This window comes from Acinetobacter nematophilus, from assembly GCF_026344175.1.
GTDB lineage: Bacteria > Pseudomonadota > Gammaproteobacteria > Pseudomonadales > Moraxellaceae > Acinetobacter > Acinetobacter nematophilus.
Window position 1 is genome coordinate 356,552 of record NZ_JAPKMY010000003.1, and the last position, 14,133, is coordinate 370,684.

A 14,133-nucleotide genomic window follows, 5' to 3' on the forward strand; every position below is an offset into this window, starting at 1 on the left:
CGTATGAATAAACCGTTCACGAACACCTTGCAATTTAAACAACAAGATTTTCCCGATAATATTAAGTATTATTTCAACCCAAACAACAAGAAAACGACAACGAATAATGATGACCTTATTCGTGACTTATCTCGACCTCGACTAAAAATTGCAATCGTGACTGAAACATGGCCACCAGAAATTAATGGTGTTGCCTTATCCTTAATGCAACTTTGTAAAGGTTTGCAAAATCAAGGGCATAAAATTTTGCTGATTCGTCCTGAACAGAAAGCCAAATGTTATGACTTCGTTCCCAATAAAGAGTGCTTGGTAAACGGTCAGTCAATTCCGAAATATCCCGATATGAAATTCGGTTGGCCACAATTTCTCAAAGTTTCTCAAGCGATTTCATCATTTTCACCCGATGTGGTGCATATCGTGACTGAAGGTCCATTGGGATTTACAGCATTACATGCTGCAAAAACACGACGTATCCCGGTTTCCAGTGGTTTTCATTCTCAATTCCAAGAGTTTAGCCGTTTCTTTGATTTGGCATTCTTGGTTAAGCCGATACAAAGCTATTTGAGATGGTTTCACAATGCAACCCATTTAACTTGTGTGCCTAGTCGTGACACAGAGCTGGCTTTGCGTGAATTTGGTGTGACCTGCCCCTTGGTGGTGGTGGGAAGAGGTATTGATACAGAGCGGTTTTCACCACAACGCTACTCAGAACAGCTTAGACGACAGTGGGATGCAGATGAAAACACCACAGTCTTAATCTATGTTGGGCGTTTATCTTCAGAAAAAGAAGTTAATGTGGTGATTGATGCTTATTGCGCTTTACGTAAGCAATCACAACGTCAAGTCAAACTGGTGTTGGTGGGGGATGGTCCTGACCGTTCCCGATTAGAAAAAATGCCAGGTGCAGAACATGTGATTTTCATGGGCAGCCTAAGTGGCACACAACTTGCTGAAGCTTATGCAAGTGCCAATATTTTTGTATTTGCGAGCCAAGTCGAAACATTTGGCAATGTGGTCATTGAAGCGATGGCAAGTGGCTTACCGATTATTGCCTATGATTATGCCTGTGCCCAACTTCATGGCAAACACACACAAACTGGTTGGTTATGCGCAATCGGCGATATTCAGCAATTAAAGCAGCATGTGTTGCAGATTCCAGAGAACAGTATACTTAAACGCATGGGACAACAAGCCATGCGTGATGTTCAAACCATTGGATGGCAACATCCAGTACAGCAATTCGAAGAAGCACTATATCAGGTCACGCAGTATGCAAAGCGACTGACCTAGTTCATCTCAAATAATGAGAGGAGAGTGAAAAATGAATTTTAAAAATACCAAAATAAAAATGCTCGATCTCGATCTTAGAGGTTGCTTATATCTCAATAACTTATCGCATACACAAAGTGTTGCAATGTTTTTTAAAACCATTAGTCGTCTAGGTGATGGTGCTTTTTGGTGTGCAATGTTAATGCTGGTATGGCTGCAAAAGGGCTGGGTGTATGGACTGCAATTGCTCTATGTTGTGGTTGCAGGTCTGTTAGGAACGGGGATTTATAAATTTCTAAAACATAAAACAGTTCGCCCGCGACCTTATCAAGTCCATCAGGTGATTATTTTAGGTGAGCGCCCTTTGGATCATTTTAGTTTTCCATCTGGTCATACGCTACATGCTGTGATGGCAACGATTGTTTTTGGCTATATCCAACCCCTGATGTTGTTCATCATGACACCCTTTACCGTCTTGATTGCGTTGTCACGAATGGTATTAGGCTTGCATTATCCAAGTGATGTGACTGTTGGGGCATTGATTGGTGCAAGTGTCGCAAGCTTGATTGTTTTAACCGCACCTTATTTAGGAGTTATTCTATGATGGTTTATTTACTGGTGGTGTGTAATTTCATCTTTAAAGAATCAGATGACTTTGATCACCAAGGTTTTAATTTTGAATAATGGTCTATACCTAGTCGCAAACATAGATGAATTGTTCACAGCCCCTAAGATTTGGTAGAGTAGCAGAATTAAATAAAGCAAAGGAAAATGAGCATGGGCTTACGTTGGACAGACACGATTGACATCGCAATCGAACTCAGTGAAGCGCACCCAGATGTGGATCCACAATGGGTGCGTTTTACCGATATGCATGCTTGGATTTGTGCTTTGCCAGAGTTCAGTGATGATCCTGCAAAATCAACAGAAGGTTTGTTGGAAGCCATTCAAATGGCATGGATTGATGAAGCAAATTAATCGCTTATCCATGTAATTAAGTGATGGAATGTCACTACACATCGAAAAATCCAATTTTTTTACAGATTAAAAGCGGAAAATTATCCATTATTGGGTATAATGCGCCAAAAATTTCGTGTCAAATTGACTTAAGGAGCCAATCATGGCTATTGAACGTACTTTATCTATCGTAAAACCAGATGCAGTTGCTAAAAACCACATCGGTGACATCTTTGCTCGTTTCGAAAAAGCTGGTCTTAAAATCGTTGCGACTAAAATGAAACACCTTTCTAAAGCTGAAGCTGAAGGTTTCTATGCTGAACATAAAGAACGTGGTTTCTTTGGTGATTTAGTTGCATTCATGACTTCTGGTCCAGTTGTAGTATCTGTTCTTGAAGGCGAAAACGCTGTACTTGCTCACCGTGAAATTCTGGGTGCAACAAACCCTAAAGAAGCTGCTCCTGGTACAATTCGTGCAGATTTCGCTGTAAGCATTGACGAAAACGCTGCTCATGGTTCTGACTCAGTTGCATCTGCTGACCGTGAAGTAAACTACTTCTTCGCTCAAACTGAAGTTTGCCCACGTACTCGTTAATTCGACGTATTTAGGGTCTATTTTTCTTATCCAATAAATCTTCGATTTATGAATTGATAACAGACCCGAAACCAGATAAGTGATATACTGCTTGTCTGGTTTTTTTATTTTTGTAGTTTTTATTGTTCAAATACTGATCAATATTTTTCATTCTACGGCATGATTTAGGTAATCCCCATGAGTTCTGAAGTTGTCGCTTCATCGTTAAATTTAGATGAACAGCAGCCTGCATCGTCACATACAGTACAGGCTGACCGTGTTCAGTCTGCACATGCACAGAAAGTGAATTTACTTGGCATGTCACGTCCGCAATTGGAAAAATTCTTCGAAGATATGGGAGAGAAAAAATTCCGTGCTGGGCAAGTAATGAAATGGATTCATCAGTTTTTCGTCACTGATTTTGCTGAAATGACCAATATTTCAGGCAAACTTCGTGAAAAATTAGAACGAATTTGCGAGATTAAAGCGCCTGAAGTTGTTCATCGTCACTATTCAAAAGATGGCACACGCAAATGGGTTTTTCGTGTCGGTGATGGTGCAGGTTCACTGGTTGAAACGGTATTGATCCCAGCAGAAGATAAAACTGGTTCACGTAAAACCTTGTGTATTTCTTCACAAGTCGGTTGTGCACTTGACTGCTCTTTCTGTTCAACAGGTAAGCAGGGATTTCAGCGTGATTTACTGCCCGACGAAATTATTGGGCAGTTGTGGATGGCCAATTATTCTTATATGGAAGATGTGCCAGTCGCAGAGCGTGAACGTTCTGTCACCAATGTGGTGATGATGGGGATGGGCGAGCCCTTACTCAATTATGATGCAGTATTGAGTTCCATGAATATCATGCTGGATGATTTTGCTTACGGAATGTCAAAACGCCGTGTCACATTATCGACATCAGGTGTAGTCCCGAAAATTGATCAATTGGCACAAGACATTGACGTTGCTTTGGCGATTTCCTTACACGCGCCAAATGATGAATTGCGCAATGAATTGGTGCCAATTAACAAGAAATATCCTTTGGCGCAATTGATTGCAGCATGTCAGCGCTATATTGCCAAAGATGGTAATGAAAGTTCACGTAAACATGTGACGATTGAATATGTCATGCTGGATGGCGTGAATGACCAACCTGAGCATGCACAGCAAATGATTAAGCTGTTGAAAAATTTACCCAGCAAGATTAATTTAATTCCATTTAATCCATTCCCACACGCACCTTATGGGCGTTCAAGCCGAAATCGTATTATTTCTTTCCAAAAAACTTTGTCTGATGCGGGTTTTGTGTGTACGATTCGTCAGACGCGTGGCGACGATATTGATGCTGCTTGTGGACAATTGGTGGGGCAGGTTGCAGACCGTACACGTCGTGCTGAACAGTGGAAAAAGAAAGTGGCTGAACGTGGTGAAATCATACGTTCACAAGGTTAAAGATCTGTAAACATACATTTATATCAACAAAGAATCAGGGGCTGACTTTGAGAAAATCGATGTATCAAAAAGCAGTTGTAATATTGGCAATTGGTTTATCTGCATTGGTGGTACAGGGTTGTCAAACGACAAACTCAGACACAATTATAAAAAAAGATCCTGAGAAAGCCGTAAAAGTCCGTACCCAGCTAGCTGCTGAGTATATTCGATCAGGCGATTTGGATGCTGCCAAACGTGCGCTTGATCAAGCGCTTGAAACAGATTCTCGAGATTCAGCAGCCAATATGATGATGGGGGTTTTACTCCAACAGGAAGGTAGCAAGATCAGCATGGAAAAAGCTGATGGCTATTTTAAACGCGCAATTTCAAGCGATTCGAAAAATGCACAGGCTCGTAATAATTATGGAACATATTTATTTGTGAGTGAGCGTTATAATGATGCAATTGAGCAGTTGAGTATCGCGGGTGCATCTCTTGGATATGATCAGCGTTACAAAGCTTTAGAAAATTTGGGGCGGGTATATTTAAAAGTCGGTGATACGGCAAATGCCGAAAAAGCATTCAAAAATGCCCTACAAGTCAATCGCGATTCGATCATTTCTTTGGTAGAGTTGTCAGAGATTTTCTATTTGCAACAAAAAAATGCGCAAGCAAGTCAACTCTATGAACAATATGTTCGTTTAGTAGGTCAGGACAAACAGGGCGCAAGAGCACTCTGGATTGGTTTACGTATTGCACGTGCCAATAATGACCAGATGGGAATGCAGGTACTGGTAAACCAGTTACGGGCATTATTCCCTGACAGTAAAGAATATCAACGTTATCTGCAATTACAGTACAGTACTGAGGCCGTATGGAAGTAAATCCTAATTCACAGCAACCTACAGGTTCAAACGTAGCATCTAATGGTTTAGGAAATGTTCAACGTCCAGGTGAGTACTTGCGTCAAATTCGAGTCTCGAAGAACCTAGACATTCAAGATGTTGCAAAAGAGCTGAAAATGCCTGTAAAAACTTTGCAGGCATTAGAGCAAGACGAATATAAATCTTTGCCAGAAGCGACTTTTATTAAAGGTTATTATCGTTCATATGCGAAGTTTTTGGGTGTTGACGCAACTGTCATCATCCAGCGTTTTGATGAAATTTATCAAAATGATACAGGGCTTTTGCCGAACCATGCGTTGAATAATTCTCCGATTAAAATTATGGGGAAACTCCCTGGTTCAAACAGTGATCGTAATAAAAAATGGTTGAAGCGTGCATTGATTACGATTGTTGCCATCGCAATAATTTGGGCATTGATCGCAGGAATTCAAAAGTTTACATCGAGTAAAAGCAACGATACTGATGCTAAACCACAAGAGTCAGAAGTAGAGGTATTGAATTTAAACAATGTAACTGCGACTTCTGGTGATCAAATGGTGCTGAATTTCAGCCATCCAACGTCTGTGCATATTGTGGATAGCACCGGAAAAGTTTTGGCAACTGGTCGTCAATCTGCGACATTGACACTAAGTGGTCAGTCACCATTCCAAATTCGACTCGATGATGCAACTGCTGTGTCATTAAGCCTTAATAATGAACAGATTTCATTGTCTCCATATACAGTGAACGGAAAAGCAGAATTCCGTTTGTCACGTTAATGGGCAAGAGTAGATAAGATCATGATTGAGAATCCAATCAAGCGCCGTCCAACACGTAAGATACGTGTGGGTTCGGTGTATGTCGGTGGCGATGCCCCGATCAGTATTCAAAGTATGACCAATACTGAAACCTGTGATATTGATGCAACGGTTGCACAGATTCAACGCTGTGCAGATGTGGGTGCTGATATTATGCGTGTTTCTGTACCGACCATGGAAGCTGCAGAAGCTTTTGGGGAAATTCGTAAGCGTGTTACCGTTCCTTTGGTTGCGGATATTCATTTTGATTATAAGATTGCTTTGAAAGTTGCTGATATGGGTGCGGATTGTTTGCGCATCAACCCAGGGAATATTGGTTCTGAAGCCAAGATTCGCGAGGTTGTGGCTGCGGCACGCCATCACGATATTTCAATGCGTATTGGAGTCAATGCCGGTTCTTTAGAGAAAGATATTCAAAAGAAATATGGTGAACCGACAGGACAAGCTTTGCTTGAATCTGCGATGCGCCATATCGATATCTTGGACCGTCTGGATTTTCATGAATTTAAAGTATCTGTAAAAGCTTCAAATGTATTTTTAACCATGGATGCTTATCGTTTACTATCTGCACAGATTGATAATCCACTGCATTTGGGGGTGACAGAAGCCGGTGTTTATCGTACAGGTTCAGTGAAATCTGCGATTGCATTAGGTGGTTTGTTGATGGAAGGCATTGGTGACACCATGCGAATTTCATTGGCAGCAGAGCCTGAAGAAGAAGTGAAAATCGGTTTTGATATTTTAAAATCATTGAGTCTTCGTTCAAATGGGATCAATTTTATTGCCTGTCCTAGTTGTTCACGTCAGGAATTTAACGTGATTAAGGTCATGCAATCCCTTGAAGAACGTTTGGAAGATATTCGTACTCCGATGGATGTGTCTGTCATTGGATGTAAAGTCAATGGTCCGGGTGAAGCCAAGGAAGCGGATATTGGTATTGTCGGTGCAAGTCCGCGCTCACTCGTGTATCGTAATGGCGAAAAGAGTCATTTAATAGATACAAATCAGTTGGTTGATGAAATCGAAACGATGGTTCGTCAACGTGTTCAAGAGCTTGAAGAAGCTAAAGCTAAAGAGATTATCCGTAGTTCATCATGAGTTCAATTGTCGCAATTAAAGGTTTTAACGACGTACTGCCAACGCAAACTGCTGCATGGAGACGTCTTGAGCAACATTTAGCATCCCTTATGGATGCTTATGGTTATCAGCAAATCCGTTTGCCGATCGTTGAACATACCCATTTGTTCAAACGTTCAATTGGTGATGCAACTGACATCGTTGAAAAGGAAATGTATACATTTCTGGATAAAGGCAATCCACCTGAATCCTTGACATTGCGTCCTGAAGGGACTGCGGGATGTGTACGTGCAATGTTGGAGCATAATCTTCTGCGTGGTGCTAATCCACGTGTTTGGTATGTAGGACCAATGTTCCGTTATGAGAAACCTCAAAAAGGGCGTTATCGTCAATTCCACCAATTTGGTGTCGAAACTTTCGGTGTTGCAACACCGGATCAAGATGCTGAGCTGATTCTCATGACTGCACGTCTGTGGAAACGTATGGGGGTTGCCGACAAAGTTCAACTTGAGCTGAATACTTTGGGTGAATCTGATGAGCGTGCTGAGTATCGTGCAGCATTGGTTGAATTTTTGACTGCGCATCAAGCGGAATTGGACGAAGATTCACAACGTCGTCTGACAACCAATCCTTTGCGCATTTTGGATTCAAAAGATGCCCGTACCCAACACATTCTTGAAAATGCGCCAAAGTTGCACGACTTCTTAAAAGAAGACAGTTTGAAGCATTTTGCCCAGTTACAGCAGTATTTAACGAATGCTGGCGTTAGTTTTGTGATCAATCAAAAACTGGTACGTGGTTTAGACTATTACAACAAAACAGTATTTGAATGGACCACAACGCACTTAGGTTCTCAAGGTACTGTCTGTGCAGGTGGTCGTTATGATGGTTTGGTTGGACAGCTGAAAGGCAAGCCGGATCAATCAGTACCTGCTGTGGGCTTCGCCATGGGTATGGAACGTTTATTGTTGCTTCTTGAACAGGTGGAAGACAATACACCAACACGTGAATGTGAGCTGTTTTTGGTTTCTGACCCAGCTACACAAGGGCAGGCTTTGGTGTTGGCCGAGCAAATCCGAGATCAAATTGAAACGGCTGAAACATCAATCCGTTTAAAAACAGGTTCACAGGGTTCGATGAAGAGTCAAATGAAGAAAGCAGACCAGTCTGGTGCGATCTATGCATTGATCTTTGGTGAACGTGAAGCTGAAGCACAACAGGTTTTAGTTAAAGAACTTGCAACAGCTGAGCAACATGAAATTCAGGTATCTGAAATAGTTCCGTTTTTCATTGAAAAACTTTCGTCAAAATAAGCCGATAATCATAAGGAAAAGGGGAGTCAAATGAGCGCAATGACTGATGAAGAACAACTGGATAGTGTGAAGTCATTCTTTAAAAAATATGGCTCGGCTATGGTCACTGGTGTGCTCATTGCATTGATTGCCTTTTTCGGTTGGGAATATTGGCAAAAGAAAACTTTGGCTGAAAATCAAAACCAAACGGCTAAAATTCAACGATTGATGGATGAGGCAAGAGCAGCCAATGGTGATGCTAAAGTCACAGCTGCCTTGGTGTCATCAGCAGATAAAATTGTCAAAGACAATCCAGATTCAGTGCAGGCAATTCAGGCTCAAATTATCATGGCAAAACTTGCTTATGATAAAAATGATTATGCCTTGGCTGAACGTGAGTTGAAAAAAGTCGAAAATTCTAAAATTAAAGATGCGGGTTTGTTACAAGTTGTAAAAATCAAATTGGCTGATGCGCAGTTGGCACAAAAAAAGTTTGATGAAGCTTTGAAAACCTTGTCAAGCGTGAATGATCCTGCTTTTCAAGCAAGTGCTGATGAGTTGAAAGGCGATATTTATGTAGCAAAAAATGATACTGAAAATGCCAAAAAATCGTATCAAGCAGCATGGAATGCAGTTGTTGAGCGTAAGCAAGAACGACAAATTTTACAAATTAAACTCGAAAGTGTTGGCGTATTAGTAGAAGATCCTGATCTTGAGCGCCCAATTTTAGCAACACAAGTGGATGAGTCTTAATGGATAGAAACTTTAAAATACCTTTTGCTTTAGCAATCTTATCAATCGCTTTAATCGGCTGTTCGAGCAATAAGACGAAAGAAGTAAAGATTAAGCCGAATCCATTGCCTAAAGTTGCACAAGCATCAAGTTTGGTTCAAGTTTTTTCGACCAGTGTTTCCTCAACCAGTAGTGAAGATGCGCTGCGTCTTCGTTTAGATACTGATAATGGTGTTGTGTTTGCTTTAGATCCGAAAGGTGAAGTGGCAGCCTATAAAGGTAAACAACGCCTATGGGAAGCTAAAGTGACCAAAGAAGGTTTAAGCTCAGGTGTTGAGGCTGCTGACGGTGTGGTAATCGTCGGGAACCAGAAAGGACGCATCTTTGCTTTAGATCAGGCTACTGGTGCGACCAAATGGTCTACGCAGTTATCGGGTGCAATCATTAGTTCAGCATTGATTCAATCTGGTCGAGTGATTGTGGTTGCAAATGATGGTACGGTCTATGCGTTAGATGTTGAGTCGGGTCAACAAGCTTGGACTTACAAATTACCCACTGCTTCATTCAGTTTACGTGGTCAAGCGGCACCTGTAAGTTTGGATCCGCGTACAGTACTTATAGGAACATCTACAGGCTACCTCTTCGCAATTGATAGTCTTGCAGGCGTGCCACGCTTACAACGACGTGTTGCTGTTTCAGAAGGGCGATCTGATATTCAACGTTTAATTGATGTTGACAGTGAGCCTGTGGTTTCTGGACAATATGTCGTAACGACAAGTTTTCAAGGTCAGGTCACTGTTCTTGATCTAGCGACACAACGTATTTTGTGGAGTGAAAATTCAAGCAGTATCAATCGCCCAGAAGTGGCAGATGGTAAAGTGATTGTGTCGCAAACAGATGGTCAAATTACTGCCTATGATTTGATTACTGGACAGCAAATCTGGAAAAATGAGCAATTGTTGAATCGTAACCTCAGTAATCCTGTGCTGTTGGGTTCAACTCTTGTAGTGGGAGATTTGGATGGTTATTTACATCAAATTGATCTCAACAGTGGAACTACACTGGGTCGCTCAAAAACCAGTGGTGAAGTCCGTACCTTAAGAGTGATTGATAATCAGCTTTATGTATCGACGCGTAAAGGTGCGCTAAGTATTTGGCAAAGTCGTTAACTGATTAGGATTCTCTATTTTTTTAGTCTTGTGCTAAAATAGACGCATCCGTAAGAATTTCATACACGGGGTGATTGCAAATCAATACCCCGTGTTTTTATTTTAGGTTTTTCCTACTTTTCTTCCTATACATTTCTGATGTTCAGACCAGTCATACTGGCTGATCTTGAATAAAGGTTATTTTATGAAACCCGTAATTGCGCTCATTGGTCGTCCAAACGTCGGCAAATCAACGTTATTCAACCAGATTACCAAGAGCCGTGATGCACTTGTTGCTGACTTTGCTGGACTAACGCGAGACCGCAAATATGGTGATGCAACTTATCAAAATAAATCTTTCATTGTTGTCGATACTGGGGGTATTGGTGAAAATGAAGGTGGTATCGATTCGTATATGGCAGAACAATCAAAAACTGCGATAAATGAAGCGGATATTATTATTTTTGTTGTGGATGCACGTGCAGGTCTCTTGGCTTCAGATGAGCAGATTGCACGTGAGCTACGTACTCTGGGCAAAAAAGTATACTTGGTTGCCAATAAAGTCGATGGTGTCCATGCTGAAGCTGCTTTAGTTGAATTCTATAAGTTGGGTATGGGCGAGCCTTTGCAAGTGGCTGCGAGTCATGGGCGCGGCGTTCAACAAATGCTTGAAGACGTTCTTGCTGATATTCCAGAAGATGAAAATGAAGATGAGCATGATAAAGCCACAGGTTTGCGCTTAGCAATTATTGGTCGCCCAAATGTGGGTAAATCAACGCTGGTCAACCGTTTATTGGGTGAAGAGCGTGTCGTGGCTTTTGACCAACCTGGTACAACGCGAGATTCAATCTATATCCCGTTTGAGCGTGATGGTCGTCAATATACCTTGATTGATACGGCAGGTGTGCGCCGTAAAGGTAAAGTAGACGAAATGATTGAGAAATTCTCAGTGGTGAAAACGCTACAAGCCATGAAAGATGCGCATGTTGTTGTGGTTGTTGTTGATGCGCGTGAGGGTATTGTTGAACAGGATCTGCATTTAATTGGTTATGCGCTTGAGGCGGGTCGTGCGATGGTGATCGCCATTAATAAATGGGATAACATGACCGAATATGACCGCAAACAATGTAAACTCGATGTTGAACGTCGTTTTGATTTTATTCCTTGGGCAAAAATCCACTTGATTTCTGCTTTGCATGGCACAGGGGTAGGAGAGCTTTATCCATCAATCCACCGTGCTTATGATTCTTCTCATTTGAAAGTATCACCGGCAAAATTGACTCAAATTCTGAATGATGCAACCGATGCGCATCAGCCACCGATGATCAGTGGTAAGCGAATTAAAATGCGTTATGCGCATATGGGTGGACAGAATCCTCCTACAATTGTAATCCATGGTAACAAAGTGGATAAGACACCGGCAGATTATCGTCGCTACCTCGAAAATGTTTTCCGTAAAGTATATAAGCTTGAAGGAACACCTGTTCGAATTGACTTTAAAACTTCAGAAAATCCATTTGAGGGGCGCAAATCTCAGCTGGATGAACGTACAGCCGCACGTCGCCGTCGTTATATTCAGAAGTTTAAAAAGGCTGAGAAAAAATTTAGCCGTTAATACTGAAAGTTGTTGTATGCTTAAAAAGCCCAAAGTGATCTTTGGGTTTTTTTGCTTTAAAATGAAAAAAACTTGGGAATATATTGTGAATCGTACAATTCGGCTTGACCTAAATTCTATTCAAAATATTCTGCCTGCTTTTCAGACATCTGATCGTAAAAGTCAAATTCAAGAACTCAAGCAAGCCATTTATCAATATCGTAATCAATTAATCACTGATTTGTTGTCCAAACAAATCACAAATCCCAGTTTTTCGCAGACAGAATTTGGCAAGCCGTATTTAATTGATTATCCAAAGTTTCACGTGAATCATTCGCATAGTCAGCAACATTATGCTTTGGCAAGCAGTCAATACGTCAATGATTTGGGGGTTGATGTTGAAGATTTAGATCGCAAAGTACGCTTTGATGCTTTAGCAAAACATGCGTTTCACCCTGAGGAATATCAGACTTGGCAAAAGTTGGATTTTGATCCAGTGTTTTGGTTTAAAGTATGGACCACCAAAGAAGCAATTTTAAAAGCTTCGGGCTTGGGAATTCGTTTAAGTTTAAATGAGCTGAATACGCATGTGCATTGTGTAAATGATGGGGGATTATGTACTCATCCATTATTAGGTAGTTTTGCCTATCAGAATTTTCATCTCAGTCGAGTCATGCTTACGGTTGCATGGCGTTCTGAATTATCCTGCAAAGGTTTTGCTTTCCCGCAGATTGAAATTATTCAGCATAATTAAAATGCGACTTAGTTAAAAGCACTTACTTCAGATTTAGGGTGCTGGAATAGGGAAAATCTATTTTTTATAAATATTCTCAACAATATAGACACAGATATTGATGCGTATTTGTTTAAGTTGAAGACTGAAATTTATAAATCGTCAAGCAAATTGAATATTATCAATATCATCTAAAATATTTCAACATCCTCAACTCGATGAATCATGATTATTTCTTAAAAAACAGTTTATTTATTCTGGAAATTCTCTATACTTGATAAATTAAATGAAAAGCAAGTCTCTGAAATATTAATTATTGTGAATTTAGATTAATAAATGATCAATACATTAGGGTCAATGTGTGCAATTAAAATATCTCCTCTGTTTAATTTTTCTCATATTTGTTTGCCCAAATTTTGCATTTGCTTACGCACTAGAAAGTGACATTGCTGCTTTTAATTTTATTACAAATTATAAACTTTTATTTCTTGGTGGTGTATTTGTCATCCTGATGCAGGCAGGTTTTGCAGTTGTTGAAGGTGGATATGAAAACACCCAAAAGTCTGTTTATGCACTGATTGTAAATTATATTTCTGCGATTTTAGGCACCCTTTTTTTTAGTTTGGTGTGTTCAAAGATATTTCATGCGGATGTGGTTGATTCCGTGAATTATCTTAACGCTATGTTACGAGGTTGGCATTGGAATTTACTGTTTTTCTATATGCTGATGGCAACCACAATAACCACTGTTGTTGGAAGGGTCATTCCAAATAAAGCTTCCTTATGGGTCAACTGGATTGTTGGCTTTATGATTGCTGGGATTATTTTTCCATTTTTCAGTAGTTGGGTCTGGGGAAATATTGTTTTTGCTGGTGGTTGGTTAAAAGCCCTAGGCTTTATTGATTTTGCTGGCTCAACTGTCGTGCATTCGACTGCCGCATGGATAGTCTTGGCGGGGTATTTCACTTCCCAATCAAAGGATAAGCGGGAAATTTCCAAGAAAGATTTAATCTTTGAAGATTACAAAATTTTATCTTTGGCTTTAGCGGGTTTTATTCTTTGGTTAGCTTGGTCGGGCTTGAATATCGTTTATATTTCTACCTACCGTATTGATATTGGCTTGATTGTCCTGAATGCTTTCGCCGCTTTATTTGGTGCAATGCTGGCTTCATGGGCTTTATCTTTGTTGATGAATAATAAGATCATTTCTTGGGCTGAATTAATCAAAGCTGCATTAGGTGGACTGGTGGCAATTACAGCAAGCTGCGGTTTGGTTGGCTTTTCATCTGCACTGATTGTTGGTTTGGTTTCAGGCATTCTGACAAACTATCTTCCGCATCTATTGACCCGTTGGGTTGCTTCAAAACATATTCGTGAAGTTGTGGTGGTACATGGAATATGCGGTATTTGGGGCACCTTGGCAGTATCATTGAGCAATCATCCAAACATTCAACTCACGCATAAAGCCAGTCTGTTGGCTCAAATCATGGGGATTGGTGTGAATTTTATTTGGAGTTTTGGCGTTGCATTTTTAGTCTTTAAATTGATTTGTGGCATTAATTCCAAATTTAAAACTGGTGTTTAAGGAACTTAGCCTGCCAATTCATCATATAGAGGCAGAAAAAGC

14 protein-coding genes are annotated in these 14,133 nt (G+C 40.6%); all 14 read left to right on the top strand.

Translation table 11 applies throughout. The features are described from left to right. The first annotated feature begins 3 nt into the window (after positions 1-3). Positions 4-1,290: a glycosyltransferase family 4 protein gene (locus OSH00_RS08830; RefSeq protein ID WP_266130097.1), complete on the top strand. Its 1,287-nt coding sequence runs from the start codon at positions 4-6 to the stop codon at positions 1,288-1,290. Positions 1,291-1,321: 31 nt separating this feature from the next. After that, entirely contained in the window at positions 1,322-1,873 is a 552-nt protein-coding gene (locus OSH00_RS08835; protein WP_266130098.1) for a phosphatase PAP2 family protein, read from the top strand. A gap of 173 nt (positions 1,874-2,046) precedes the next feature. Beyond that, a complete protein-coding gene (gene iscX / locus OSH00_RS08840) occupies positions 2,047-2,247 on the top strand; it encodes a Fe-S cluster assembly protein IscX (protein WP_196077143.1) in 201 nt (66 codons plus the stop codon). A gap of 142 nt (positions 2,248-2,389) precedes the next feature. Next, on the top strand, positions 2,390-2,821 hold the full coding sequence (gene ndk / locus OSH00_RS08845; RefSeq protein ID WP_004725878.1) for a nucleoside-diphosphate kinase: 432 nt from the start codon (positions 2,390-2,392) through the stop codon (positions 2,819-2,821). Positions 2,822-2,998: 177 nt separating this feature from the next. Next, positions 2,999-4,249: a dual-specificity RNA methyltransferase RlmN gene (gene rlmN / locus OSH00_RS08850; protein ID WP_266130099.1), complete on the top strand. Its 1,251-nt coding sequence runs from the start codon at positions 2,999-3,001 to the stop codon at positions 4,247-4,249. A 59-nt stretch (positions 4,250-4,308) separates the two neighbouring features. Continuing rightward, positions 4,309-5,112, top strand: a complete 804-nt coding sequence (gene pilW, locus OSH00_RS08855; protein WP_004825013.1) for a type IV pilus biogenesis/stability protein PilW — start codon at positions 4,309-4,311, stop codon at positions 5,110-5,112. Continuing rightward, positions 5,103-5,891, top strand: a complete 789-nt coding sequence (locus OSH00_RS08860; protein ID WP_266130100.1) for a helix-turn-helix domain-containing protein — start codon at positions 5,103-5,105, stop codon at positions 5,889-5,891. Before pilW ends, OSH00_RS08860 begins: the two co-directional genes overlap by 10 nt. 21 nt (positions 5,892-5,912) lie before the next feature. Next, positions 5,913-7,028 (top strand): flavodoxin-dependent (E)-4-hydroxy-3-methylbut-2-enyl-diphosphate synthase, encoded by a 1,116-nt coding sequence (gene ispG, locus OSH00_RS08865; RefSeq protein WP_196077140.1) that lies wholly within the window; start codon positions 5,913-5,915, stop codon positions 7,026-7,028. Further along, the gene (hisS, locus tag OSH00_RS08870; protein WP_266130101.1) at positions 7,025-8,320 is read left to right on the top strand and encodes a histidine--tRNA ligase; all 1,296 of its coding nucleotides are present in this window, start codon (positions 7,025-7,027) and stop codon (positions 8,318-8,320) included. Before ispG ends, hisS begins: the two co-directional genes overlap by 4 nt. 30 nt (positions 8,321-8,350) lie before the next feature. Then, the gene (locus tag OSH00_RS08875; RefSeq protein WP_266130102.1) at positions 8,351-9,052 is read left to right on the top strand and encodes a YfgM family protein; all 702 of its coding nucleotides are present in this window, start codon (positions 8,351-8,353) and stop codon (positions 9,050-9,052) included. Then, complete coding sequence (gene bamB, locus OSH00_RS08880) at positions 9,052-10,200, top strand: outer membrane protein assembly factor BamB (protein WP_266130103.1); 1,149 nt, start codon at positions 9,052-9,054, stop codon at positions 10,198-10,200. The genes OSH00_RS08875 and bamB overlap by 1 nt, the downstream gene beginning before the upstream one ends. Before the next feature lie 184 nt (positions 10,201-10,384). Beyond that, positions 10,385-11,794, top strand: coding sequence for a ribosome biogenesis GTPase Der (gene der, locus OSH00_RS08885; protein WP_266130104.1), 1,410 nt, complete (start codon positions 10,385-10,387; stop codon positions 11,792-11,794). A gap of 85 nt (positions 11,795-11,879) precedes the next feature. Next, on the top strand, positions 11,880-12,527 hold the full coding sequence (locus OSH00_RS08890) for a 4'-phosphopantetheinyl transferase family protein (protein WP_266130105.1): 648 nt from the start codon (positions 11,880-11,882) through the stop codon (positions 12,525-12,527). A gap of 340 nt (positions 12,528-12,867) precedes the next feature. Continuing rightward, entirely contained in the window at positions 12,868-14,091 is a 1,224-nt protein-coding gene (locus OSH00_RS08895; RefSeq protein ID WP_266130106.1) for an ammonium transporter, read from the top strand. Positions 14,092-14,133: the final 42 nt, after the last annotated feature.